This is a genomic window from Nocardia salmonicida NBRC 13393, from assembly GCF_001613085.1.
In the GTDB taxonomy this organism is placed as follows: Bacteria; Actinomycetota; Actinomycetes; order Mycobacteriales; family Mycobacteriaceae; genus Nocardia; species Nocardia salmonicida.
Window position 1 is genome coordinate 24,093 of sequence record NZ_BDBR01000019.1, and the last position, 24,006, is coordinate 48,098.

Annotated in this window: 23 protein-coding genes and 1 pseudogene; 10 read left to right on the top strand and 14 right to left on the bottom strand. The window is 67.4% G+C overall.

The features are described 5' to 3' along the window. Window positions 1-2 precede the first annotated feature (2 nt). Window positions 3-269 carry a type B 50S ribosomal protein L31 gene (locus tag NS1_RS20890; RefSeq protein WP_062986982.1) on the bottom strand — a complete coding sequence of 89 codons (267 nt, stop codon included), beginning with the start codon at window positions 267-269 and terminating at the stop codon, window positions 3-5. Then, window positions 266-1,570: a ribosome hibernation factor-recruiting GTPase MRF gene (gene mrf, locus NS1_RS20895; RefSeq protein WP_063816214.1), complete on the bottom strand. Its 1,305-nt coding sequence runs from the start codon at window positions 1,568-1,570 to the stop codon at window positions 266-268. The genes NS1_RS20890 and mrf overlap by 4 nt, the downstream gene beginning before the upstream one ends. A 103-nt stretch (window positions 1,571-1,673) precedes the next feature. Here mrf and rpmB point away from each other — a divergent pair, with 103 nt between their 5' ends. From rpmB to rpsR, 4 genes are read left to right on the top strand one after another with little or no spacing between them, the layout of a single operon-like run. After that, a complete protein-coding gene (gene rpmB, locus NS1_RS20900; protein WP_056813991.1) occupies window positions 1,674-1,910 on the top strand; it encodes a 50S ribosomal protein L28 in 237 nt (78 codons plus the stop codon). A 9-nt stretch (window positions 1,911-1,919) separates the two neighbouring features. Further along, complete coding sequence (gene rpmG, locus NS1_RS20905) at window positions 1,920-2,090, top strand: 50S ribosomal protein L33 (RefSeq protein WP_056813994.1); 171 nt, start codon at window positions 1,920-1,922, stop codon at window positions 2,088-2,090. Beyond that, window positions 2,090-2,395: a 30S ribosomal protein S14 gene (rpsN, locus tag NS1_RS20910; protein WP_062986983.1), complete on the top strand. Its 306-nt coding sequence runs from the start codon at window positions 2,090-2,092 to the stop codon at window positions 2,393-2,395. The genes rpmG and rpsN overlap by 1 nt, the downstream gene beginning before the upstream one ends. 36 nt (window positions 2,396-2,431) lie before the next feature. Further along, window positions 2,432-2,689 carry a 30S ribosomal protein S18 gene (gene rpsR, locus NS1_RS20915; RefSeq protein ID WP_056814000.1) on the top strand — a complete coding sequence of 86 codons (258 nt, stop codon included), beginning with the start codon at window positions 2,432-2,434 and terminating at the stop codon, window positions 2,687-2,689. A 154-nt stretch (window positions 2,690-2,843) separates the two neighbouring features. On the opposite strand, the gene NS1_RS20920 is transcribed toward rpsR, so the two are convergent. Next, on the bottom strand, window positions 2,844-3,401 hold the full coding sequence (locus NS1_RS20920; RefSeq protein ID WP_056816130.1) for a LysM peptidoglycan-binding domain-containing protein: 558 nt from the start codon (window positions 3,399-3,401) through the stop codon (window positions 2,844-2,846). Window positions 3,402-3,570: 169 nt separating this feature from the next. Between NS1_RS20920 and NS1_RS20925 the strand changes: the two genes are divergently transcribed. Continuing rightward, complete coding sequence (locus tag NS1_RS20925; RefSeq protein WP_255284622.1) at window positions 3,571-4,014, top strand: hypothetical protein; 444 nt, start codon at window positions 3,571-3,573, stop codon at window positions 4,012-4,014. Window positions 4,015-4,070: 56 nt separating this feature from the next. On the opposite strand, the gene purH is transcribed toward NS1_RS20925, so the two are convergent. The 6 genes from purH to sucC all read right to left on the bottom strand — a co-directional run bounded on the left by purH (window position 4,071) and on the right by sucC (window position 11,316). Next, window positions 4,071-5,636, bottom strand: a complete 1,566-nt coding sequence (purH, locus tag NS1_RS20930; RefSeq protein ID WP_062986985.1) for a bifunctional phosphoribosylaminoimidazolecarboxamide formyltransferase/IMP cyclohydrolase — start codon at window positions 5,634-5,636, stop codon at window positions 4,071-4,073. Then, window positions 5,629-6,309: a phosphoribosylglycinamide formyltransferase gene (purN, locus tag NS1_RS20935; protein ID WP_056814009.1), complete on the bottom strand. Its 681-nt coding sequence runs from the start codon at window positions 6,307-6,309 to the stop codon at window positions 5,629-5,631. The genes purH and purN overlap by 8 nt, the downstream gene beginning before the upstream one ends. Window positions 6,310-6,345: 36 nt before the next feature. After that, window positions 6,346-7,881, bottom strand: coding sequence for a cell division protein PerM (locus NS1_RS20940; protein ID WP_062986986.1), 1,536 nt, complete (start codon window positions 7,879-7,881; stop codon window positions 6,346-6,348). A 114-nt stretch (window positions 7,882-7,995) separates the two neighbouring features. Next, window positions 7,996-9,015, bottom strand: coding sequence for a DUF5336 domain-containing protein (locus tag NS1_RS42185; protein ID WP_062986987.1), 1,020 nt, complete (start codon window positions 9,013-9,015; stop codon window positions 7,996-7,998). Between the two features lie 204 nt (window positions 9,016-9,219). After that, on the bottom strand, window positions 9,220-10,137 hold the full coding sequence (sucD, locus tag NS1_RS20950) for a succinate--CoA ligase subunit alpha (RefSeq protein ID WP_056814017.1): 918 nt from the start codon (window positions 10,135-10,137) through the stop codon (window positions 9,220-9,222). A gap of 12 nt (window positions 10,138-10,149) precedes the next feature. Then, complete coding sequence (gene sucC / locus NS1_RS20955; RefSeq protein WP_056814020.1) at window positions 10,150-11,316, bottom strand: ADP-forming succinate--CoA ligase subunit beta; 1,167 nt, start codon at window positions 11,314-11,316, stop codon at window positions 10,150-10,152. Window positions 11,317-11,833: 517 nt separating this feature from the next. Here sucC and NS1_RS20960 point away from each other — a divergent pair. From NS1_RS20960 to NS1_RS42470, 3 genes and pseudogenes are all read left to right on the top strand, one after another. After that, the gene (locus NS1_RS20960) at window positions 11,834-12,874 is read left to right on the top strand and encodes a M23 family metallopeptidase (protein ID WP_062986988.1); all 1,041 of its coding nucleotides are present in this window, start codon (window positions 11,834-11,836) and stop codon (window positions 12,872-12,874) included. Between the two features lie 73 nt (window positions 12,875-12,947). Continuing rightward, window positions 12,948-13,787 (top strand): annotated as a pseudogene (locus NS1_RS42465) (SRPBCC family protein); the annotation flags it as partial. 333 nt (window positions 13,788-14,120) lie between these two features. Continuing rightward, window positions 14,121-14,369, top strand: coding sequence for a DUF1731 domain-containing protein (locus NS1_RS42470; RefSeq protein ID WP_373864354.1), 249 nt, complete (start codon window positions 14,121-14,123; stop codon window positions 14,367-14,369). A 14-nt stretch (window positions 14,370-14,383) separates the two neighbouring features. On the opposite strand, the gene NS1_RS20970 is transcribed toward NS1_RS42470, so the two are convergent. Then, window positions 14,384-16,726, bottom strand: a complete 2,343-nt coding sequence (locus tag NS1_RS20970; protein ID WP_235569487.1) for a UvrD-helicase domain-containing protein — start codon at window positions 16,724-16,726, stop codon at window positions 14,384-14,386. Window positions 16,727-17,342: 616 nt separating this feature from the next. Here NS1_RS20970 and NS1_RS20975 point away from each other — a divergent pair. Beyond that, window positions 17,343-17,636: a chorismate mutase gene (locus tag NS1_RS20975; RefSeq protein ID WP_056816138.1), complete on the top strand. Its 294-nt coding sequence runs from the start codon at window positions 17,343-17,345 to the stop codon at window positions 17,634-17,636. A gap of 101 nt (window positions 17,637-17,737) precedes the next feature. Here the strand turns inward: NS1_RS20975 and NS1_RS20980 are convergent, their stop codons facing one another. Then, a complete protein-coding gene (locus tag NS1_RS20980; RefSeq protein WP_062986989.1) occupies window positions 17,738-19,195 on the bottom strand; it encodes an NAD-dependent succinate-semialdehyde dehydrogenase in 1,458 nt (485 codons plus the stop codon). Window positions 19,196-19,397: 202 nt separating this feature from the next. On the opposite strand from NS1_RS20980, the gene pgi reads away from it, so the two are divergent. Next, entirely contained in the window at window positions 19,398-21,041 is a 1,644-nt protein-coding gene (pgi, locus tag NS1_RS20985; protein ID WP_062986990.1) for a glucose-6-phosphate isomerase, read from the top strand. Here the strand turns inward: pgi and NS1_RS20990 are convergent. From NS1_RS20990 to NS1_RS21000, 3 genes are all read right to left on the bottom strand, one after another. Then, window positions 21,010-21,585, bottom strand: coding sequence for a potassium channel family protein (locus NS1_RS20990; RefSeq protein WP_084503879.1), 576 nt, complete (start codon window positions 21,583-21,585; stop codon window positions 21,010-21,012). The two genes, pgi and NS1_RS20990, sit on opposite strands and share 32 nt — an antisense overlap. 77 nt (window positions 21,586-21,662) lie before the next feature. Further along, on the bottom strand, window positions 21,663-22,328 hold the full coding sequence (locus NS1_RS20995) for a nucleoside/nucleotide kinase family protein (RefSeq protein ID WP_084503880.1): 666 nt from the start codon (window positions 22,326-22,328) through the stop codon (window positions 21,663-21,665). Window positions 22,329-22,377: 49 nt separating this feature from the next. Beyond that, window positions 22,378-24,006 (bottom strand): acyl-CoA dehydrogenase family protein, encoded by a 1,629-nt coding sequence (locus tag NS1_RS21000; protein WP_062986991.1) that lies wholly within the window; start codon window positions 24,004-24,006, stop codon window positions 22,378-22,380.

Consider the following 24,006-nt stretch of genomic DNA (forward strand, 5'->3'; position numbering starts at 1 on the left):
ACTCAGCCTTCCTTGCCTGCGCGCGAGCGCTTTCCGTACTTGCGCTCGAACTTCTCGACCCGGCCCTGGGTGTCGAGGTTGCGGGCGGTACCCGTCCAGAACGGGTGCGAATCCGACGTCACGTCGACGGTCATGAGCGGATAGGTGTTCCCATCGGCCCATTCGATCGTCCGGTCGCTGTTCGCGGTCGACCTGGTCAGGAACTGTTTGCCGGTGCTCGCGTCCTCGAACACGACGGGGTGGTAATCGGGGTGGATGTCCGCTTTCATGCTGTTTCTCCTCTCGGATTGGTGCGCTCGCTCGCCGAAGCCGTTGCCTCGGTGGGGTCGGCGCAGGGATCTTCGTGCCAGTCGCCGAAGGGGTCCTCCCACAACGCGACTCGTTCCGGGGCTCGCTCGACGAGCATCAGCTCGTCGTCCTCGACCAACGCCCAGTGCAGGGCATGACGGATCTCGACGGGGTCCGCGTCGTTGGCCAGGATCACCAGCGACACATCACGATCGCCGAACCGCTCGTCCCAGCCCAGCGCGGCCATCGCTCGTCGATCAGCGTCGACGACGGCCTGCTCCTCGGCGCTCATCGCCGCCAGCCAGCGCCCTGCCCCGCCGACGCGCAGGCCGCCGCCCGCCGACTCGAGCCACACCACGTGATCGGGTTGGGTCGCCAGCCAGACCCGGCCGCGGGCAGTGACAACGCCGTCGAGCAGGACGTCGAGCGCCTCGTGCAGCCGCTGGGGATGAAACGGCCTGCGCGCGGCGAATTCGACGATCGAGACACCACAGTCGGTGCTCAGCGGCGGCTGTCCGCGCAGCAATGGCGCGTGCGCGTCGAAGATCCGGCCACGGCGCGAATCGGCGGACACGCGGGTCAGCAAGGCGCCGATCTCCATCGCGTCGAAGCCGGGTAGTTCGTCTAGCCAGGCGATCGGCGCCGCGGGCGCCAGTCGGTCGAGGACCGCCCCGAGTCGTTCGCGATCGAGCGCGTCGACTCCCGCGGCGAGGACCACCAGCGCGTCGGCGAAGTCGACCTGCCCGACCGCCACCTGCGCCACGGTGCGCTCGTCGTCGGCTGAGGCCAGGCCCCGATCGGCCAGCACCTCGTCACCGGTCGCGTCGGCCAGCCACTGCTGCCCGTCGAGGCAGGTGAGCACGGCCTCGATTCGCACGGAACGCCCGGCAGGCCCGTCGACGCGATCGGCGACCCCGGTCACCACGACCTTCTCGATCGCGTGACACAGCGCCTCGGCCTCGATGCCGGGATCCAGCGCGAGCACGATGCGTTCGACATGGTCGCGTGTGGCGAGCGTGCACAGCATCGGCAGCAGATCGGCGCGCAGCGTGCACGACACGCACCCGTGCGCGAGTTCGAGCACCGTGGTGCTCACATTGCCCGCGGTGCGCACCGTGCGGCGCACCACGCCTTCACGGAGTTCGGCGAGGTCGTGATGCACCACCACGGTGCCCGCGTCCGCGCTCAACGTTTTCGCGATGTGTTCGACGCCGCCCATGGCGGGTCCCGAGAAGCCGGCCAGCAGCACCACGGGCGTTCTCCGGTCCGACTGGTCAAGCACCCGATACCCCTTTCGACAATGATTTTCATTTACTTCACGGCGACTGTACAGTGCGGAATAATCGTTGTCGAAAATGGTTGTCATAACCATGGAAGGAGGTCGCATGTCGGCCCACTGCCAGGTCACCGGTCGCAAGCCCGGCTTCGGAAAAGCCGTCTCGCACTCGCACCGGCGCACCAGCCGACGCTGGAACCCCAACATCCAGCACAAGACCTACTACCTGCCCAGCGAGGGCCGCCGCGTCACGCTGACGGTCTCCACCAAGGGCATCAAGACCATCGACCGCGACGGGATCGAGGCTGTGGTGGCCCGTATCCGCGCTCGCGGGGACAAGATCTAGGAGCTGAACATGGCCTCGAAATCGACCGATATCCGGCCGATCGTCAAGCTGAAGTCCACCGCCGACACCGGCTTCACCTACGTCACCCGCAAGAACCGCCGCAACGACCCCGACCGGCTGGTCCTGCGCAAATACGACCCCGTCGTGCGCCGCCACGTCGATTTCCGCGAGGAGCGCTGATGGCGAAGAAGTCCAAGATCGCCCGCAACGAACAACGGCGCGAGATCGTCGAACGGTTCGCCGATCGTCGCGCCGAGCTCAAAGAGATCATCCGCAAGCCCAGCACCGGCGAGCCCGAGCGCGCCGCCGCACAGGCCGAACTGCGCAACCAGCCACGCAATGCCAGTCCGGTACGATTGCGCAATCGGGACGCTGCTGACGGCCGCCCACGCGGCTATCTCCGCAAGTTCGGCCTCTCCCGTGTTCGTGTGCGCGAGATGGCCCACCGGGGCGAGCTTCCGGGGGTCCACAAATCGAGCTGGTAGAGACTCCCCAAACTGATTCGTGAGAAGGAATATCCCATGGCAGTGAAGCGAGCACCGTCCAAGAAGGCCCGGGCCGATCAGGGCCGCAAGCCGAAGAAGAATCCGCTGATCACCGCGGGCATCGAGTACGTCGACTACAAAGACGTCAACCTGCTGCGCACCTTCATCTCCGATCGCGGCAAGATCCGTAGCCGCCGCGTCACCGGCCTGACCCCCCGCCAGCAGCGTCAGGTCGCCGTCGCGGTGAAGAACGCGCGCGAGATGGCGCTGCTGCCGTTCACCACGACCAAGTAGCCGTGAACGCGAAAGTGGCCCCGGAGCAACAGCTCCGGGGCCACCTTTGTTCGAGAACTCAATAACCACAAAGGGAGTCTTACGACCGACCCGTTCGCGGCCGGGTCGCCGGTGGCCCTTCGGGGCCGCGAACACGCGGCCCCGGCCGCCAAAATTACGGGATGGTCAGGACCTGACCGGCGTTGATGAGATCCGGGTTGTCGATACCGGAGGCCGCGGCGATCTCGTGGTAGCGGTTGCCGTCACCGTAGAAGCGCTCGGAGATGGCCCACAGGGTGTCGCCCGACTCGACCGTGTAGGTCTGCGCGGCCGGCGGCGGCGGGACCTCTTCGGCGATCGGAGCGGCGGCGACCGGCTCGGGCGCAGGCAGCGGGTTGTCGGTGTTGGTGGCGGTGGACCACGCGACCGAACCGTCGGTGCCGTAGAGCACGACGTTGCGGTCGGGCTGCACGACCAGCTTCTCGACGTTCTTCCCACTGGTGTCGGTCGCCCAGATCCGCGCACCGCCACCGCTGTAGACGACGAGGTCGCCGTCGTGCTGCAGAGCCGCGCGCTGCGCGTCCTGCCCATGCGTCATGGCGGCCCAGACGACGTTGCCGTCGGGCTCACTCAGCACCAGGTTGCCGTCCGGCTGCAGAGTCAGGGTGTACGCACCGCCGGTCAGGGACTGACCCAGACCCAGTTCTTCGCCTACGCGCAGCGTGTCGGCCACGTTGTTCCTTTCGAAGATCGCCAATTGCAGAGCACAACAGTAGATGCCGACCGATTGCCACAATGTCGCATCGCACCCGAATCTAGTCGCCGCGGCGGGGAAACGGAGGGGTTATGCGCAGGGTTCGCGGAAAGTTCACAGTAGGGCGGTGCCGTCTAGGGTTGGCAGCATGAGAACGATGTCGCGCTACACCGTCGCGGCGGCGGCCGTGGCCGTGCTGATCGCACCCCTCACCGCCTGCGGTTCCTCGGATGAGCCTGCGCCCCAACCGGATACGTCGACCACCAACAGCCGACCCGAGGTTCCGAATCCCGGCCTCGGCCTGCCCTTCACCGCGGATCCCACCCTCGTCAACCCGCATCCGATTCCCTTCACGTCCTGGAATCGACTGAGCGACAACACGATCAGCGTCAACTTCCAGACCGGCAACCCCGAGTGCTACGCCGTGGACGCCACCGTCACCGAGACCCCCGAGGCGGTCACCGTCGCGCTGCGCTCCGGGACTCGAGCGGATTCCGTGAACAAGATGTGCACCATGAATGCCGTCTTCGCCACGTTGGCGATCCCCCTGAGCTCCCCACTGGGCACCCGCGAGGTACGCGACGCCGGATAACCGAAAACGGGTGCCGTGCCGAGGATTCGGCGCGGCACCCGTTTTCGGGTGTCGACTCAGTGAGCGAAGTGACGAGCGCCTGTCAGGTACAGCGTGACGCCTGCTTGCTTGCAGAGTTCGATGGTGTCCTTGTCGCGGATCGAACCGCCCGGCTGCACGATCGCGCGAACGCCCGCGGCCACCAGGATCTCCGGCCCGTCCGAGAACGGGAAGAAGGCGTCGGAGGCGGCGACGGAGCCCTTCGCACGCTCACCCGCGCGCTCGACGGCGAGCTTGCAGGAGTCCACGCGGTTGACCTGCCCCATGCCGACGCCGACAGCGGCGCCGTCCTCGGCGAGCAGGATCGCGTTCGACTTCACCGAACGGCAAGCGCGCCAAGCGAATTCGAGGTCGGCGAGGGTGGTGACGTCGGCCGGATCGCCCGCCGCGAGAGTCCAGTTGACCGGATCGTCGCCCGCGGCGTCGAGGACGTCGCGGTCCTGCAGCAGCGCGCCGCCGCTGATCGGACGCAGCTCGACACCCTTGCGCTGCGGCGCCTCGGCCACCAGCACGCGCACATTCTTCTTGCGCTGCAACACTTCCACGGCACCGGGCGCGTAGCCCGGAGCGATGATGACCTCGGTGAAGATCTCGGCGACCTGCTCGGCCATCTCGACGCTGACCTCGCGGTTGGCCGCGATCACGCCGCCGTAGGCGCTGACCGGGTCGGTGGCGTGTGCCTTGCGATGCGCCTCGGCGATATCGCCTGCCACGGCGATGCCACACGGGTTGGCGTGCTTGATCACCGCCACCGCGGGCTCGTCGAAGTCGAACGCGGCACGCCAGGCGGCGTCACCGTCGGTGTAGTTGTTGTACGACATCTCCTTGCCGTGCAGCTGCTCGGCCTGCGCGATCCCGACCGTGCCGTCGTTGCTGGTGTACAGCGCGGCGGCCTGGTGCGGGTTCTCGCCGTAGCGCAGCACCGCGGCGCGCTCCCACGAACCGGCGACCCAGCCGGGGAACTGCTCGGTCTCCTCGGCGACGGCGGGCACGGCGACCGAGCCCATCCAGCTCGCGACGGCCACGTCGTAGCTCGCGGTGTGCTGGAAGGCCTTGGCGGCCAGCGCGGTCCGCTCGGCGAGGGTGAACCCGCCGGACTTCACCGCGGCGAGCACGTCGTCGTAGTCGGTGACGTCGACGACCACACCCACGGACGGGTGATTCTTCGCCGCGGCACGCACCATCGACGGTCCACCGATGTCGATCTGCTCGACGCACTCGTCGACGCTCGCGCCACTGGCCACAGTCTGGGTGAACGGGTACAGGTTCACCACCACCAGCTGGAACGCCTCGACACCGAGCTCGACGAGCTGATCGACATGCTCGGCGCGACGGGTGTCGGCCAGGATGCCCGCGTGCACACGGGGGTGCAGCGTCTTGACCCGGCCGTCGAGGGTCTCCGGGAAACCGGTCAGATCCTCGACCTTGGTGACCGGAATCCCGGCCTCGGCGATCTTGCCCGCGGTCGACCCGGTCGACACCAGCTCCACACCGGCCGCGTGCAGGCCGGTGGCGAGCTCGATGAGCCCGGTCTTGTCGTAGACGCTCACCAGCGCCCTCTGGATCGCCTTACGTTCACTCACCGGCGTGCTCGCTCACTGGTATTTCTGCCTTTCGTCCGTCGGAGACAATGCCTCGCGTCGCGACGGCGGCGATGACCTCCGCCAGTAACCGTCGCTCGACAACCTTGATGCGCTCCTGCAACGTGTCCTCGTCGTCGCCGGGCACCACCGCGACCGTCTCCTGCGCGAGGATCGGGCCGGTATCGACGCCCGCGTCGACCAGGTGCACGGTGCAGCCGGTGACCTTCACGCCGTAGGCGAGCGCGTCACGCACCCCGTGCGCGCCGGGGAACGACGGCAGCAGCGCGGGATGGGTGTTGATGAGACGGCCGCCGAAGCGTTCCATGAACGCGGGGCCGAGGATTTTCATGAAGCCCGCGAGGACCACCAGATCGGGCTTGTGCGCGTCGACGGCCTCGGTGAGGGCGACGTTCCAGGCTTCGCGATCCGGAAAATCTTTGAGCCCCACTTTGAAGTGCGGCACCCCCGCCGCATCGGCGTGGGTGGTGGCCTGGCAGTCCCGGTCGACGCCGACAGCGACGATCTGCGCCGGGTAGCCGGGCTCGCGTGCGGCGGCCAGCAGTGCGTTGAGCAGCGAGCCGGTGCCCGAGGCAAGAACGACGACGGTGGCCGGTGTTCTGGCGGGTTTCCACGGGGCAAACGAGGACGTCAGCGCTCTACTCCTGCGTGTGATCGGGCGGCGGCGATGGCGATAGGCGCCGGGTCGAGCTTAGCGACCGGGGGTCTCGTCACCGTCCGGCAGGTCCGACTCGACCACTTCGACGTCGACGATGTCGTCGGTCGGCGCGTCGGTCGAGCCGGGTGCGGCGATGCTCACTTCGACGTCGTCATCGAAGTCTTCGACCAGTTCGCCGTCGACTTCGACTGCGGGATCGTCGTATTCGACAGCGTCCTCGTCCTCGTCGGCGTCCTCATCGTCCTCGTCGGCGTCCTCATCGTCCTCGTAGTCGTACTCGTCCTCGTCGTAGTAGTCGTGGTCCTCGTAGTCGTCGGTGTCGTATTCGTCGTAGACCTCGGTCGGCGCGGCGGGTGCGAGGAAGCGGCGGGCGAACACCATGCCCACGAAGCCGCCGAACCCGAACCAGGTGACCATCAGCACGACCAGCATCAGCAGATCGACGCCGACCCACCCGACGGCGCCGAGCTGACCGCTGCCGAGGATCGCGAGCACCAGGAACGTCAGCGTGGACAGCGCGGCGCAGGTGAGGGTCGCCCACGGGGCGCCGGGCCGATCGTCGCTGGTACGGCCGAGTTCGATTCCGCCGAGCACGCCCACAGCGAGCGGGACGAGCAGCAGCGCCGCCCACCACCCGGCCGCGGGCCCTTCCGGCACGGGAATCAGCGCGGGCAGCACCGGCATGTGTCCGCCGGTGACCCCGAACAGACCCACCGACCCGGCGCCGAACAGCACCGCGGCACCGCTGAGGATCCCCGCCGCGCCGATCACCACATTCGGCAGGTAGAGCAGGGACAACAACGTCATCCCCAGTACATCGGTGACGTTGTGGGCCTGCTGGAAAGCGCCGTCGAGCCGGGACAGATGGACGAAGAAGGAGATCACGGTGGCCAGTGCGGCGCAGCCGAGCATGCGGAGCACGGTGCGCCGCGCGGCGCGGGCGCCGAGGACCGCCCATTCCGGGATCTCGATCGGCACCAGCGCGCAGAGCGAACTCCACGCCCGACTGCCGATGCCTGCGGCGGCCGCGACCAGATACAACACGAGCACCCAGCCGAAGGCCGCGATCGGACCGGCCGATTCCAGTGGCGTGACGCCCGCGGCGTCGCCGGTGACGGCCAGACAGACGGCCGTCATCAGCAGCGGTCCGGCCAGCACCGCACCCGTCAACCAGCCCAGCTCGACGGGGGTCGGCCGGTTCGGGACCGCACGCGCGCATTCGCGCGCGGCCAGCCAGACCAGCACGGCCGTCGGTACCAGCGGGAGCAGGCCGAGCGTTGTCCTGCCGACAGTGAGCGGAACCTGGTGGGCGGCAAGCCACGTAGCGGCGACCGCGGCGGGCGCACTGGTGAGATCGGTGCCTGTGGTGAGCATGACCACGAGTACGAGCAGCACCGTCGCCGCCAAGGCGGTGATCGTCGGCCTCGCCGCGACCAGCAGCAGGGTTCGCGCCCGCTCGGGCGAGAGCGACCACCAACCGGGCTCGGGCCCGGACGGTGATGCGGTGACTGTCTCCCCGGTGCCGCGTGACCCGGAGGTCCGGCGCACGAGGGCGTTACGGGAGCTCATGACAATTCAGCGTGGCAGCTTCCTCGGCGGCCGGGGGTCAGGCGCGCCGCGAGCCCACAGGCGTACCTGTGGGCTCGCGATCGAACCTGAACCACCGTGCGGCAGCCGTCGGTTCTACTTGTTGTCGTCGTTCGGACGGAACGCGGTGGTCGCGTCGGCCGCCGGATCGGCGGTCTGCTCGCCACCGAACGGCTGCGGCTGACCCGGCGACGACGGCTGCGCACCATAGGTCGGCGCACCGAACGGCTGGCCCTGCTGCTGCCCACCGAAGGTCTGCGTCGCGCTCTCGTCCGGACGAGGCTGTGCCTGCGGCGCCGAACCATACGGCGAGGGCTGCTGCTGCGGGGCACCGTACTGCTGGCCGTACGGCGACTGCTGCGGCTGACCGTAGGCCTGCTGACCCGGCTGGCCGTAGGACGGCTGCTGCGCCTGCGGCATCGACGGCTGACTCTGCTGGCCGTAGGGCGACGGCGACTGCGTCGGGTACTGGCCACCGGTCTGGGCCTGGCCGTAACCGGTCTGACCGTACTGCTGGCCGCCGGTCTGGCCGTAGCCCTGCTGGCCGTAACCCTGCTGACCGTACTGGCCGTACTGGCCCGGCTGCTGTTGCGGCTGAGCCGGTTTCGGCGCGGGTACCTTGATGATCCCCAGCCCGAACAGCAGTGCCAGCACCAGCAACACAGCGACGACGAACGAGAACGCGGCGACGACGAACGCGCCCCACTGCAGTTCCACGCCTTCGCTCACGCTGATCAGCGAGACGACGACACCGAGGAACGAGGCCACCGCGAGTGCGGCGGCGACACCGAGGACATTCTGCTTGGGCAGCAACGACAGCCCGGCCAGCAAGGCAGCGGCCAGGATGAGCGTCGCGATCGCGCCGTTGCTGGACTCGAACATGCTGCCGGTCGAGGTCTCACGCAGCGCGGTGAAGCCGACATAGGGGGCGAAGCCGAGGAGGAAGGTGACGACGCCGAGTCCGGCTGCGGCCGCGGTCAGAATGAACGGCAGCCCTTTGCCTTCCGAACCGGTCGCGGTCGATGGCGCAGCCGCGGCGGCTCCGGTACTCGGGCCCTGGGGCGCGGCGGGTGTCACGGGTGCGTTGTACCCGGAGCCCCCGGTCGGGTATGACATGTCTCGTCGTCTCCTTGTCGAGTCGTGCGCATCGGTCGCGTCGAACTGACTGGTGCCTGATCCGATACCTGACGCTACTGCACGCCACGGCCCCGGTCATCACCAACCGATGCAGGCTGTGGATAAACCACTACCTGTGGATGAATCGACGAAGGCCGCCCAGGTTAAACCTGAAAGCGGCCTTCGACAGTGTGAGATTTCAGATCACGCAGAAGCGATGGACGCCTTCTCCAAGATCTCGCGAGCGAGCGCGGCGGTGGCGGACGGCGTCTTGCCGACCTTCACGCCTGCGGCCTCGAGCGCGTCCTGCTTGGCCTGCGCGGTACCGCCACCACTGGAGACGATGGCGCCGGCGTGGCCCATGGTCTTGCCCTCGGGCGCGGTGAAACCGGCGACGTAGCCGACGACCGGCTTGGTCACATTGGCCTTGATGTAGGCGGCCGCACGCTCTTCGGCGTCGCCACCGATCTCGCCGATCATGACGATGATCTTGGTCTCGGGGTCCTTCTCGAACGCCTCGATGGCGTCGATGTGGGTGGTGCCGATAACCGGGTCGCCGCCGATGCCGATCGCGGTCGAGAAACCGAAATCGCGCAGCTCGTACATCATCTGGTAGGTCAGGGTGCCCGACTTCGACACCAGGCCGATCGGGCCCTTGCCGGTGATGTTGTTCGGGGTGATGCCGACCAGCGCCTCGCCGGGGGTGATGATGCCGGGGCAGTTCGGGCCGATGATGCGGGTCTTCTCGCCCTTTTCGACGTTGTAGGCCCACGCGTAGGCGGAGTCCTGCACCGGGATGCCCTCGGTGATGACCACGAGCAGCGGGATCTCCGCGTCGATGGCCTCGATGATGGCGTCCTTGGAGAAGGCGGGCGGCACGAACGCGATGGAGGTGTCGGCGCCGGTCTTCTCGATCGCCTCGGCGACGGAGGCGAACACGGGCAGCTCGATCTCGTTGCCGTCTTTATCGGTGTGCTTGACCGTGGTCCCGGCCTTGCGCGCGTTCACGCCGCCGACGACGTTGGTGCCCGCCTTCAGCATCAGCGCGGTGTGCTTGGTGCCCTCGCCGCCGGTGATGCCCTGGACGATGACCTTGTTGTCCTTGTTCAGGAAGATGGACATGTTTACGGTTCCTTACTTGGCTGCGGCGAGTTCGGCAGCCTTGTCGGCGCCTTCGTCCATGGTCTGGGCCAGCGTCACCAGCGGGTGATTGGCCTCGGCGAGGATGCGACGACCCTCTTCGACGTTGTTGCCGTCCAGGCGAACGACCAGCGGCTTGGTGGCCGCGGCACCGAGCACCTCGAGTGCGCCGACGATGCCGTTGGCGACCGCGTCGCACGCGGTGATGCCACCGAACACGTTGACGAACACGCTCTTGACCTGCGCGTCGCCCAGGATGACGTCCAGACCAGCGGCCATCACGGCAGCCGACGCGCCGCCGCCGATGTCGAGGAAGTTGGCCGGCTTCACGCCGCCGTGGTTCTCACCGGCGTAGGCGACGACGTCCAGGGTCGACATGACCAGACCGGCGCCGTTGCCGATGATGCCGACCTCACCGTCGAGCTTGACGTAGTTGAGGTCGTTTTCCTTGGCCTTGAGCTCGAGCGGGTCGGTCGCGTCGACGTCGGCGAACTCGAGGTGGTCGGGATGCCGGTACTCGGCGTTCTCGTCCAGGGTGACCTTGCCGTCGAGGGCGAGGATCTCGTCGGTGGGGGTGCGCACCAGCGGGTTGACCTCGACCAGGGTGGTGTCTTCGTTGATGAAGACCTCCCACAGCTTCTGGATGGTCACGGCCGCGGCGTCGAGCACGTCGGCGGGCAGGTGACCCTTCTCCGCGATCTCACGGGCGAAGGCCAGGTCGACACCCTTGACGGCGTCGACGGCGATCTTGGCGAGACGCTCGGGAGTCTTCTCCGCGACCTCTTCGATCTCCATGCCGCCCTCGACCGAACACATGGCCAGGTAGGTGCGGTTGGAACGGTCGAGCAGGAAGGAGATGTAGTACTCCTCCGCGATGTCCTTGGCCTCGGCGACCAGAAGCTTCTTGACGATGTGGCCCTTGATGTCGAGGCCGAGGATGTTCTGCGCGTGCGTGAACGCGTCGTCCGGAGTGGCCGCGTACTTGACGCCGCCAGCCTTGCCGCGGCCGCCCACCTTGACCTGCGCCTTGACCATCACAGGCTTGCCGATTTCCTCGGCAATGGCGCGTGCTTCTTCAGCCGTGTCGCAAACACGACCCTCGGACGAAGGCACTCCGTGCTTAACGAAGAGCTCCTTCGCCTGATATTCGAAGAGATCCATGTACTCACCGTCTCGTCTGCGTTGCTATGACAACGTCTTTGTTGGCGGCCCGACGTCGGTAGCGGGTCGGATCGGACTGTAGCTAGTCACGGGGAGGGCTAAACGACCACGTTCATAGTAAGTGGCGCAGGTCACGACCCATAACGGGAGCCCCGGAAAACCGCTGGCCAAGGCTACTGGCGAGTAGTTTTTCGCCGTTTGCCCGCGCCTTGGCAGGTAGGGCCACCTAAAGCCCGGACACCCCGGCATCTACTACGTTATGTCGTCGACAGACCTCACCCGAGATGCCGGAAAACGGTGAGTTATTCCTCCGCGTTACGGTGACGAATGTCACACACAGGTGTAGGTTTTCGACCAGCGCTTGCCACTCTGCAATCGCTTCGTTACCGTCAATGCGGTCGAAGTCACAACCAGGTCACGACAACCAGGTCACGACTGGCAAGTCAGGACTGAGGAGGACGACAAGCTTGAGGTACTTCAGTACTCGCTTGGAACAGCTGGCGATTCGGTACGGCCGATGAACCACCGCTCCACCCTTCCAGTCGAAAATCGCACCAGCTCCGACCGCCGTTACCGGTATGCCGACGAATACACGTCGCATCCGCAGACCCGTCGAGCCCCCGCCGCCGCATGGCCGCAGACCGACGATGCGTGGCGCGATCAGAACACCTGGTCCGACGACGCGGCATGGACGCCCGCCGAGGACGAATGGACCGCGGACGAGTCCTATGACACCGGCACGTACGGCGCCGACTGGGCGCCCGTGGCCGAAGAGACCACCGCGGAAGAGCGGCCCGCGCCGCGCCGCGCCGAACGTCGCGGCGGCGCACACCGCGTCCCCGCGCCGCCCGCCGCGCTGAAGGGCCGCGCCGCGGTCATCGCCGTCGCCGCGGGCGCTGTTGTCGCCGCGGGTCAGGCGGCTATGGCCGATCCGGGCCAGCCCGCACACGGCATCGATTACGAGGCAGCGGGCCAGGTCCACGAGATCGCCGCCCAGTCGATGAGCACCGCCGACGTCGGCGACCCTGGCACCGGCGCTTCGCCGCAGGTACTCGACGCCACCGGCGTCGCCGACAAGAGCCATTTCGACGACATCCTCGCCAAGGGCGCCAAGTTCGCCGAAGACCTCGCCGCCCAGGAATCCGCCAAGCTGCGGCCCCTGTTCACCAAGTTCACCTCGGGTAATTACACCTCCGGCTTCGGCGCCCGCTGGGGCGTCCAGCACCTCGGCATCGACGTCGCCGGCCCGATCGGCACCCCGATCTACGCGGTCGCCGACGGCACCATCATCGAAGCGGGCCCGGCCTCCGGTTTCGGCATGTGGGTCCGCGTCCTGCACGACGACGGCACCGTCACCATCTACGGCCACATCGACACCGCCACCGTCTCGCAGGGCGAGCGCGTGATGGCGGGCGACCAGATCGCCACCATGGGCAACCGCGGCTTCTCCACCGGCCCGCACTGCCACTTCGAGGTCTGGCTCAACGGCACCGACAAGATCGACCCGGTCCCGTGGCTCGCCACCCGCGGCATCAGCCTGGGCGCCCAGCGCGACTGACGTGGCGTGAAGTCGCTTCTACGTGACCGGTAGCACGCTTCCGCTCTGTCGGGGGTGGGGTTAGCGTTGCGGTATGGCTGGTACGACGAAGTACACGCAGTTCATCGGGCTCGCACCGGAATTGGTGTGGGGTGTGCTCGGGGATCTCGAGCAGTGGCCGGAGTGGAATCCCGGAGTGCGATCGGTGCGGATGCACTCACCGCTCGCTGTCGGGGCCACCGGCGATTATCTGCCCAACGGGAACGTCTCGGCCCGGATCCACAGGCGGTTCGCAAAAGCGTTCACTGTCACCACCTTCGAACCGAATCGTGAGCTCGGGATCGAGCAGCCCGAACCCGCGGGCACCATGTATCTCACCTGGCGGCTGACGCCCCGCGACGGTGGCACCGAGATCACCCAGGAACTCCGCTTCACCGGCCCCTCCGCCGGTGCGGCGCGCACTGTCGTTCGCCCCTTCATCGAAACCGATGCGCGCGTGAACTTCTCGCGCCTGGCCCGGCTGGCCGGACTCGCCCCCGTCGACAGCGCGCTGAATGTCGTCATCGCGGGCGGTACCGGCGCACTCGGACTCCAGATCGCCGCCGATCTGACCTGCCGCGGACAGCGCGTCACCCTGCTGACCCGCCGCCGCAACCCCGATCTCCCGTTCCGCCAGACCGAATGGGACGGCCGCTCGCTCGGCTCCTGGTCGGCCGAACTGCGCGAACCCGGTCGGCTCGCGGTGATCAACCTCGCCGGAAAGCTGGTCGACTGCAGGCCGACCGAACGCAATATCGCCGAATTGCGCTCCAGCCGAGTCGATTCCACCGCCGCTCTGGTCGCCGCCGCGGGCCTGCGCGACACCCCCGTCGACTACTGGGTGCAAGCCAGCACCACGGCCATCTGGTCGGACGCGGGCGAAACCCGGTGCACCGAAACAACTCCCCTCCCGGTCGGGCTCCCGCAGATGACCGGCGTGGCCCAGCCGTGGGAGGAGGCGTTCGATCCCGCGCGCGCCGCCCACTGGACGGTGCTGCGCACCTCCATCGTTCTCGACCCCGACGCCCCCGCCCTCAGACGCCTCGGCCAGCTCACCAAGGCTGGTCTCGGCGGCCGCGTCGGCCCCGGCGATCAGTGGTTCAGCTGGATCCATATCGAGGACTGGCTGGCCATCGTCCGAACCTGCCTCGGCCTCGACCCGACCGTCGCCCTCCCCGACGGCATCCTCGTCGCCGCCACCGCATTCCCGGTCCGCAACGCCGAACTCATGGCCACTCTCCGCCGAATCCTGCACCGTCCCGCATCACCCCCCACCCCCTCGGCGATCCTGAAGATAGGCGCGGTAGCCCTGCGCACCGACCCGGCCCTCGGCCTCACCGGCCGACACGCCACCTCCGAAGTCCTCCACAGGGCAGGCTTCGAGTTCCGCTACCCCACCCTCGACGAAGCCCTGACAGACCTGCTCGGTTCCGCCTCACCGCGTATTCCGGGTGCCGTCCGGGAGCTCGACCGTTAGGTTGCCCAACCACCTCACAACTTCACAATGGTCCGACTGAATTGCGGAATCAGCCGGATCTTGCCGGCGGACCCGAAGTCGATGGTCACCGTAGCCAACGGACCCACACCATCGGCCGCGACAACCCGCCCCAACCCATACTTGTCGTCGGTGACGCGATCGCCCACGGCCAGCACCAACTCCGTGTTGTTGCGCTTCACCGCACCGCCCGGCGCCGGCCTGCGCTCGCCGGATCCCCCACGCACTCCGGGCCGCTGATCCCACCCGTTCCCACTGGTCCAGTCCCGATCGAAGCCGCTGTCCTCACCCCGACGCCGCCCCCGCTGCACCGGTGAGATCACCGGCTCCAGCCTGCGCCAATCCAGCAGATGCTGCGGAATCTCCTGCAGGAAACGCGATTCCGGGTTGGACACCGGCTGCCCCCACCCCGACCGCACCACCGCGCGCGAAAGATAGAGCCGCTGCCGCGCCCGCGTGATCCCCACATAGGCCAACCGGCGTTCCTCGGCGAGCTCGTTCGGATCACCCAGCGCCCGCATGTGCGGGAACTGCCCGTCCTCCCAACCGGTGACGAACACCACCGGGAATTCCAGCCCCTTGGCCGTGTGCAGCGTCATCATGGTGACCACACCCGTGCCCTCGTCCGGGATCTGATCGGTATCGGCGACCAAGGACACCCGCTCGAGGAAAGCCGCCAGCGATCCCGGCTCGGGCTCACCGTCGCCCGCCTCCGGCACCAGCCCTTCCTCGCGCGCCGCCTCGGCATTGTTGAACGCCTCGGAACTGAATTCGCGTGCGACGCTGACCAATTCGTTGAGGTTGTCGAGCCGGGCGCCGTCTTGCGGATCGTCGGAGGCTTCCAGTTCGCCGCGATATCCGGTGCGGTCGAGCACCGCCTCGACCACGTTGCCCACATCGGGGTAGTCGCTGTCGGCTCGCTTGCCTGCCACCCGAATCTCGTCGAGCAGATCGAGGAATCCCGCGATGGCCCGCTGCGCACGGGTATTCAGCAACGCGACCTTGCCATCGGCAGCGTCACGCAGCGCCGCGGCGAAACCGATACCGCGCTGTTCGGCGTGCACCGCCACGCACGCCTCCGCCCGATCGCCGATCCCGCGACGCGGCGTATTGAGAATGCGGCGCACACTCACCGCGTCCTCGGGATTCTCCAGCACGCGCAGGTATGCCACCACGTCACGCACTTCTTTGCGCTCGTAGAACCGCACGCCACCGACGACCTTGTACGGCAGGCCCATTCGGATGAAGATCTCTTCCAGCGCACGCGAATTGTTGTTGGTGCGATAGAACACCGCCACGTCGCCGTAGTTGGCATCGCCCGTGTCGACGAGCCGGTCGATTTCCTTGGCGACGAAGGAGGCTTCGTCGTGTTCGTTGTCGGCGACGTAGCCGGTGATCAGTTCACCCTCGCCGGAATCGGTCCACAGTTTCTTCTCGCGCCTGCCCTCGTTACGCGAGATCACCGCGTTGGCGGCGGACAGAATGTGCTGGGTGGAGCGGTAGTTCTGCTCCAGCAGAATGGTTTCCGCATCCGGGAAGTCGCGTTCGAATTCCTCGATGTTGCGGATCGTGGCGCCACGGAACGCGTAAATCGACTGGTCTGCGTCACCGACCACGCACAACTCGCTCGGCTCGACCGCCTGTTCCTCCGACTCGCTGTGATGCCCGACCAACTCACGCACGAGCACGTACTGGGCGTGGTTGGTGTCCTGGTACTCGTCGACCAGCACATGCCGGAACCGGCGCCGGTAGTACTCGGCCACCTGCGGATGGTTCTGCAGCAGCGCCACGGTCTCGCCGATCAGATCGTCGAAGTCCATCGCGTTGGCTGTGCGCAACCGCCGCTGGTACTCGGCGTAGACCCTGGCGACCAGAGCGGGCAGTTCCGTGTCGTCGGCTTCGGCGTCGGCGGCGGCCTTTTCCGGACCGATCAGTTCGTTCTTCAGATTCGAAATGGCCGTCGACAGCAACCGCGCGGAATACTTCTTCGTGTCGATCTCGAAATCGCGGCTGATCATCGTCAGCAAACGACGCGAATCATCCGCGTCGTAGATCGAGAAATTCGAATTCAAGCCGGGCAGCAGCGCCGCCTGCATCCGCAGAATGCGCACGCAGCTGGAATGGAAGGTCGACACCCACATGCTGGTCGCGCGCGGACCGACCAGCCCGGCGACGCGTTCGCGCATCTCGGCGGCGGCCTTGTTGGTGAAGGTGATGGCCAGGATCTCGCCGGTGCGCACACCCCGCGCCGCGAGCAGATACGCGATTCGACGGGTGAGCACCGCGGTCTTGCCCGAGCCGGCGCCCGCCACGATCAGCAGCGGGGACCCCGCGTGCATCACCGCGGCACGCTGGGGCGGGTTGAGCCCGTCGAGCAGTCGCTCGATCTCCTCGGCGCGCTGCTGTTCGCGCTCCTGGCGGCGCTGGGACTGTTCGGCGCTGTTCCTGGCCGCCGCCTGAGCCAGCGCGGACGCACCGCTTCCACCACCGTCCGCAGGCGGTAGCGCGGCACCGCTCGGCGCGGGCGCCGGTTCGCTGGGATCGGTGGCTGAGGCGTGGGGAGCGACCGTGATGTCCATCGTCTGTCCACGCTACCGGCGGCCACCGACAAGCCGCGAACCGCGGCCGCCGAGGTGGCCGGCAGGCGGCAGCTCGGCAAACTACGGGTGAACTCGACCAGGTAGGCGCGAGCAGCGCTGGTGAACGTTCTCAGCGAATTCACAAACTGAACTGTTTTGCCTACCTAGCGCCCCATGGCAGACTGGGCGACATGGTCAGCGCTTCTCCGCATGCCCGGATCGGAGGCCGATCCGATATCGTGGCGGCGAGTACGACTTGTGTGTACTCCCGGGGGATCATGTACCGCCCATCGGGAAAGTTTCAGGGTGACGGAACAGATCGGGTAACAGGCCGTTCGGTTTGACCGATCCAAGTTCTGACACGAGGAGATGAATGATGAGCACCCCCGCTACGACCACCGGCTCCGATTCGGCCTTGCCGCAGTCCGAAGCCGAGATCGACAAGCTCCGCCTCGAGATCGATCAGCTCGATGCCACGATCCTCGCCGCGATCAAACGCCGCAGCGAAATTTCCCGGATCATCGGCCGCACCCGCATGGCTTCCGGCGGTACGCGCCTGGTCCACAGCCGTGAGATGAAGGTGCTCGAGCGCTTCAGTGAGCTCGGCCAGGAGGGCCACACCCTCGCCATGCTCCTGCTCCGCCTCGGCCGCGGCCGACTCGGCCGCTAGCCCCAGACCACAGACCTCGCGGCGGACCAGCCAGTTCGCCGCTTCCGAAAAGCCGCCCCGGGTGCGACACCATCCCCGGGGCGGTTATTTTTTCGCCCGGCTCAGGTCAGGGCGATGTATTTGGTGTTCAGGTATTCCTCGATGCCCTCGGTGCCGCCCTCGCGACCGAAGCCCGACTCCTTGACCCCGCCGAATGGGGCCGCGGGGTCGGAGATGACGCCACGGTTGACGCCCACCATGCCGCTTTCCAAAGCCTCCGAGATCCGAAGCGCGCGATCGAGGTCTCGGGTGAAGACGTAGCTGACCAGCCCGTATTCGGTGTCGTTGGCGGCGGCGACGCCCTCGTCCTCGGTATCGAAGGCGACGATCGGAGCCACCGGGCCGAATACCTCCTCGCGCAGGATGCGGGCGGTGGGCGGCACATCGGCCAGGATCGTGGCCGGGTAGTACCACCCCGGACCGCTGGGGGCCTTGCCGCCGATCAGAACTCGCGCGCCGACGGAGACAGCATCGTCGACCAGGTCGCTCACGATCTCGCGCTGGTCCTCACTCACCAGCGGGCCGAGGGTGGTCGCGGAATCGGTGCCGGGACCCATCACGACGGTGTCGGCCATCGCGGCGACGAACTTCTCGGTGAACTCGGCGACCACACCGCGCTGCACGTAGAACCGGTTGGCCGCCGTGCACGCTTCGCCGCCGTTGCGCAGCTTCGCCTGCATCGCACCGGCCACGGCGGCGTCGATATCGGCATCGTCGAACACCACGAACGGTGCGTTGCCGCCCAATTCCATGGACGTGCGCAGCAACCGGTTCGCGGAGGCGGAAACGAGTTTCTTGCCGACTTCGGTGGAGCCGGTGAAGGTGAGCTTGCGCAGCCGGGGATCGTCGATCAGCGGGCCCGTGACAGCCCCGGAACGCTGCGTCGTGACCACCGACAGCACCCCGTCGGGCAGGCCGGCTTCGCTGCAGAGCTTGGCCAGCGCCAGCATGGTCAGCGGTGTCGCCGAGGCGGGCTTGACGATCATCGTGCAGCCGGCCGCCAGCGCGGGCCCGATCTTGCGGGTGCCCATCGCGAGGGGGAAATTCCACGGCGTGATCGCCAGACACGGCCCCACCGGCTGCTTGGCGACCATGATCCGCCCTGTCCCCGAGGGCGCGTTCAGATACCGTCCGTGAATCCGCACCGCCTCTTCGCTGTTCCAGCGGAAGAACTCGGCACCGTAGCGGACTTCATTGCGGCTCTCCGCGAGTGCCTTGCCCATCTCGAGCGTCATCAACAGCGCGAATTCCTCCGCCCGCGCGGTCAGCTGCTCGAACACCGTTCGCAGGATTTCGCCCCGTTCCCGCGACGGCGTCGCGGCCCACGCGTCCCCCGCCGCGACGGCCGCGTCCAGCGCCCGCATCGCGTCCTCGGGGGTCGCGTCCGCCACCTGCGCGATCACCGTCCCGTCGGCCGGATTGCGGACGTCGAAAGTCCCACCCCCGGTGGCTTCGACGGGTCCGGAGCCGATCCACAACCCCTTGGGTACGAATTCGAGTACATCGCGTTCAGACACCATGCGCCCAGCCTAAGCCCGCCGCCCCAGCCAGCACCCGAACACCGAGTCGGACGATCACCACTTTCCTCTCCCCGCGGCCGGGTCGCCGGTCAGGCGCCGTTGCGTAGGCGACGAAGGAGCAAGCAACGGTGCCTGACCGGCGGCCCCTCAGGGCCGCGGACACCCGCGCGCCAGCGCGCAAATAACGCGGTACCCTCGGGTCGTGAGCAGCAGCGACATCACCGCGTCGGCGGCCTGGCAGGCACTGCACGGCAATCACCGCACCGTTGCGCCGATGCATCTACGGCAACTGTTCGCCGAGGACCCGGCACGTGGCCGCGAGTTGACGCTGCGGGTGGCCGACCTGCACATCGACTACAGCAAACATCGAGTGACCCGCGAAACTCTGCGCCTGCTCATCGATCTCGCGCACACGGCTGGTGTGCCGCAGCGCCGCGACGCGATGTATTCGGGTCAGCACATCAACACCTCCGAAGACCGCGCTGTCGGCCATATCGCGCTGCGCCTTCCGGTCGGCGACCAGCTCTGTATCGACGGCACCGACGCCGACGCCGAGGTGCACGACGTCCTGCACCGGATGGGCGAATTCGCCGATTCGGTGCGCTCGGGCGAGTGGCTCGGCGCGACCGGAAAACGCATCGAGACCATCGTCAATATCGGCATCGGCGGCTCGGATCTGGGGCCAGACATGGTCTATCGCGCGCTGCGCCACTATGTCGACGCGGGCATCGCCGCCCGTTTCGTCTCGAACGTCGACCCCACCGATCTGGTCGCCAAGCTCGCCGGACTCGACCCGGCGACCACCCTGTTCGTCGTCGCGTCGAAGACCTTCTCGACACTGGAAACCCTCACCAACGCGACCGCGGCGCGCCGCTGGCTGGTCGCCGCGCTGGGCGAGGAAGCGGTCGCCAAGCATTTCGTCGCGGTATCGACGAACGCGGAACGGGTGGCCGCCTTCGGAATCGACACCGCGCACATGTTCGGTTTCTGGGATTGGGTCGGCGGTCGCTATTCGGTGGATTCAGCGATCGGCCTTTCGGTGATGGTGACCATCGGCAAGGAGAAGTTCGCGGAGTTCCTCGGCGGAATGCACGCCATAGACAAGCATTTCGCGACCGCACCGCTGGAAGAGAACGCACCGGTGCTGCTGGCGATGCTGGGCATCTGGTACTCGAATTTCTTCGGCGCCGAATCCCGTGTGGTGCTGCCCTATTCGAACGACCTGGGTCGATTCCCGGCCTATCTGCAGCAATTGACGATGGAGTCCAACGGTAAGTCGGTGCGCGCCGACGGCACTCCGGTGACCTCGTCGACCGGCGAGATCTTCTGGGGCGAGCCGGGTACCAACGGCCAGCACGCCTTCTACCAACTCCTGCATCAGGGCACGCGCCTGATCCCCGCCGACTTCCTCGGCTTCGCCAGGTCCACCGACGACCTGCCGACCCGCGACGGCACCGGCAGCATGCAGGACATCCTGATGAGCAACCTGTTCGCGCAGTCGAAGGTGCTGGCCTTCGGCAAGACCGCCGAGGAGATCCGGGCCGAGGGCACCGACCCGGAACTGGTGCCGCACAAGGTGATGCCGGGCAACCGGCCGAGCACCACGATCCTGGCAGCGGAGCTCACACCGTCGGCGCTGGGGCAACTGATCGCGCTCTACGAGCACCAGGTGTTCGTAGAGGGCATCATCTGGGGCGTCGACAGCTTCGATCAGTGGGGCGTCGAACTGGGCAAGCAGCAGGCGCTAGCCCTGATGCCGTTGCTCAGCGAGCCGGAAAAGCCGGTGTCGGTGGGTGATTCGTCGACCGACGAGCTCATCGAGTGGTATCGGTCGCACCGCCGCTGACTTCGCGCGCTTCCCGCGCTGCGCGAGTCGCGGCTTGGACCCGGCCGGTCACGCTGGTAGTGATGATGGTGAGCAGGGTGCCGAGCACCACCAGGTCGAACACGATCTGCACCATCGTCGCGATCCGCGCCGCCTGACCGGCGGCGTGCACATCGCCGTAACCGACGGTGCCGAGCGTGGCGAGCGTGTAATACAGCGCATCGGTGCGGGTTTCGAGCCCGTCGAATTGATCCGGATGAAGCTGCTGCAACCGGAAATAGAACAGGGCGAACACCACGCCGACGACGCACACGAGCAGCAGTAATCCGTCGACCTGCGCACCCATGGCGGTCGGCGCCCTGAGGTAGTTATCGATCCGCCGCCAGACCAGCCAGCCGATTCCCGCGAGCCCGGCCAGGAACAGACACACCCCCAGCAACCGCCCCGGCCACGCATCGAGCTCGAACGCCCAACCCACTGGCACGCTGTAGTACAGCAACACCGAGCAAAACGCCGCCGCACCATTGCGCATCACATGATGAGGGAACCGCCGATCTCGCGTCATCACTCCATGATTGCCCCGAAGCCGCCGATTTCCGCGCACACGCGCCGAGCAGGTCGGAGCAGCCCGTTAGAAACGGATCAGGTCACCCGGTAGCCGTGCCCCGCGGCGGTCAACACGTGGTCAGCGCGGCCCCTACTCGCTGCGATGAGATCGGCGTTGCGCAGATCGCTCCCCGTCACCTTCTCCCGTGCCTGATCCGGCGTTCGACCGCCGGCGGTGTGGCGGTCCATGAGTCGTTCGGTGAGTACTCCACGCGGCGCGTCCAGGTACCAGCACGCATCGAGCAGCCCGCGGACCTCCGCCCAACCCGGCGCCTCGGCATCGGTCAGCAGCAGGTAGTTGCCCTCGACGATGACCACCCGCTCGTCACACACGACCACGCCGCCGTCGGTCGGCTCGTCGATCGTGCGATCGAACAGCGGCCACGGCACCGGCGCGCCGACCGGTGTTTCCCGCAGCAACCGCAGATCCGCGACGAACCCGGCCGCGTCGAAGGTATCCGGCTCACCCTTGCGCGCCAGGGCGTTGCGCGCCCGCAGCACCTCATTTCGCAGGTGGTAGCCGTCCATCGGCGCTACCACCGCAGGACGCCCCGACGTGATCGACTCGGCGCACAGCCGCTGCGCCAGTGTCGACTTCCCGGCGCCGGGCGGCCCGGCGATCCCGAGCAGGAACCGCGCACGGCGCATCGGAATCCGTTGAGCCAGTTCGCTCACCGACAGCACCCCACTCGCCCAGGTCACCTGGGTACCCTACCGACGAGCGCACCGGACATCGGTGAGTACATCGGACTCAGCGCACGTCGACGTATCCGCGCTCGAGGATCGCGCCCGTGTCCGCACCGGCCGGCAGCGTGCCGAAGGCGATGCCCCAATCACCGCCGAGGCGCGTCGCGCAGAAGGCATCCGCGACGGCGGGATGTCCGTGCCGCACCAGCTGCGCGCCCTGCAGGACCAGTGCCATGAGTTCCACGACGCGTCGAGCGCGATATTCGATGTCGGACAGGTCGGTGAGTTCCTTGCCGACACGGTCGATCGCGTCGTCGAGGCGCGTATCGGCACCACGAGCGAGACCGACCTCGGCGAAGTACGCCTCGACCGTTTCGGGCTGACGTCCCATGGCGCGCAGCGCGTCCAGCGCCGCCACATTGCCCGAACCCTCCCAGATCGACATGAGCGGCGCCTCGCGATACAGCCGCGGCATCCCCGATTCCTCGGCATATCCGTTGCCGCCGAGACATTCCAGCGCCTCGGCGGCGTGGGCGGGAGCACGCTTGCAAACCCAGTATTTGGTGATGGCGAGGGCGATCCGGCGCAGCGCCGCTTCGGCCGGATCGCTGCCCGCGCGATCGGTGGCGCCGGCCAGTCGCATCATCACCGTGGTCGCGGCATCCGATTCGACGACGAGGTCGGCGAGCACATTGCGCATCGCGGGCTGGTCGATCAGCTTGGCGCCGAACGCTTCTCGATGCCTGGCGTGATGGATCGCGGTCACCGCGCCGAGCCGCATGCCGGTGGCCGAGCCGATCACACAGTCGAGGCGGGTCATATTGACCATCTCGATGATCGTCTTCACGCCTGCCCCCTCGGCGCCGACGAGCCAGCCGGTGGCGTTCTCGTACTCGATCTCCGAGGACGCGTTGGACTTGTTGCCCAGCTTGTCTTTCAGTCGCTGGATGCGGAGGGGGTTGCGGGTGCCGTCGGGCAGCACGCGCGGCAGCAGGAAACACGACAGGCCACCGGGGGCCTGGGCGAGGGTGAGGAACATGTCCGACATGGGCGCCGAGGTGAACCACTTGTGCCCGACGATGCGGTACGAACCATCGGGTTGTGGTGTGGCGGTGGTGGTGTTGGCCCGGACGTCCGAGCCGCCCTGCTTCTCCGTCATCGACATGCCAGCGATGAGCCCGGCCTTGGTCGACGGCTCGCGCAGCCCGAAATCGTAGGTGCGTGAACCGAGTAGCGGCTCGAAGCGGGCGGCCAGTTCGGGATTGTGGCGCAACGCGGGCACCACCGCGTAGGTCATCGAGATCGGGCACATGTGCCCGGCGTCCGCGGCGCCCCAGGTGAAGAACTTGGCGGCGCGAGCGGTGTGCGCGCCCGGCCGCTCGTCCAGCCACGGCGAACCGTGCAGGCCTTGCGCCACCGCGACCTTCATCAGGTCGTGCCAGTGCGGGTGGAATTCCACCTCGTCGACCCGATTACCCCACCGATCGTGGGTGTGCAGCACCGGCGGGTACTCGTTGGCCAGTCTGCCCCACTCCTGCGCCTCGAAACCGCCTGCCAGCGCACCGAGTTCGCGCACTTCCGCTTCGGCCCAGCCTGCCCCTTCGCGGTGCAGGCCTTCCAGCAGCGCGGGGTTGCGCGCGCCGTCGAAGGGGATCAGCGGTGGCGCCTGGTTGAACACTTCGTGGGTCGGCAT

What these genes read in the sequence shown, in the direction of transcription:
- sucD (WP_056814017.1), bottom strand. Translation starts at nt 10,137, where the DNA reads ATGTCCATCTTCCTGAACAAGGACAACAAGGTCATCGTCCAGGGCATC.
- NS1_RS20975 (WP_056816138.1), top strand. Translation starts at nt 17,343, where the DNA reads ATGAGCACCCCCGCTACGACCACCGGCTCCGATTCGGCCTTGCCGCAG.
- NS1_RS42185 (WP_062986987.1), bottom strand. Translation starts at nt 9,015, where the DNA reads ATGTCATACCCGACCGGGGGCTCCGGGTACAACGCACCCGTGACACCC.
- NS1_RS42470 (WP_373864354.1), top strand. Translation starts at nt 14,121, where the DNA reads ATGGCCACTCTCCGCCGAATCCTGCACCGTCCCGCATCACCCCCCACC.
- NS1_RS20890 (WP_062986982.1), bottom strand. Translation starts at nt 269, where the DNA reads ATGAAAGCGGACATCCACCCCGATTACCACCCCGTCGTGTTCGAGGAC.
- NS1_RS20980 (WP_062986989.1), bottom strand. Translation starts at nt 19,195, where the DNA reads ATGGTGTCTGAACGCGATGTACTCGAATTCGTACCCAAGGGGTTGTGG.
- NS1_RS20970 (WP_235569487.1), bottom strand. Translation starts at nt 16,726, where the DNA reads ATGCACGCGGGGTCCCCGCTGCTGATCGTGGCGGGCGCCGGCTCGGGC.
- NS1_RS21000 (WP_062986991.1), bottom strand. Translation starts at nt 24,006, where the DNA reads ATGCCGACCCACGAAGTGTTCAACCAGGCGCCACCGCTGATCCCCTTC.
- rpmG (WP_056813994.1), top strand. Translation starts at nt 1,920, where the DNA reads ATGGCCTCGAAATCGACCGATATCCGGCCGATCGTCAAGCTGAAGTCC.
- NS1_RS20990 (WP_084503879.1), bottom strand. Translation starts at nt 21,585, where the DNA reads ATGACGCGAGATCGGCGGTTCCCTCATCATGTGATGCGCAATGGTGCG.
- NS1_RS20925 (WP_255284622.1), top strand. Translation starts at nt 3,571, where the DNA reads ATGAGAACGATGTCGCGCTACACCGTCGCGGCGGCGGCCGTGGCCGTG.
- rpsN (WP_062986983.1), top strand. Translation starts at nt 2,090, where the DNA reads ATGGCGAAGAAGTCCAAGATCGCCCGCAACGAACAACGGCGCGAGATC.
- rpmB (WP_056813991.1), top strand. Translation starts at nt 1,674, where the DNA reads ATGTCGGCCCACTGCCAGGTCACCGGTCGCAAGCCCGGCTTCGGAAAA.
- NS1_RS20960 (WP_062986988.1), top strand. Translation starts at nt 11,834, where the DNA reads ATGAACCACCGCTCCACCCTTCCAGTCGAAAATCGCACCAGCTCCGAC.
- sucC (WP_056814020.1), bottom strand. Translation starts at nt 11,316, where the DNA reads ATGGATCTCTTCGAATATCAGGCGAAGGAGCTCTTCGTTAAGCACGGA.
- NS1_RS20940 (WP_062986986.1), bottom strand. Translation starts at nt 7,881, where the DNA reads ATGAGCTCCCGTAACGCCCTCGTGCGCCGGACCTCCGGGTCACGCGGC.
- rpsR (WP_056814000.1), top strand. Translation starts at nt 2,432, where the DNA reads ATGGCAGTGAAGCGAGCACCGTCCAAGAAGGCCCGGGCCGATCAGGGC.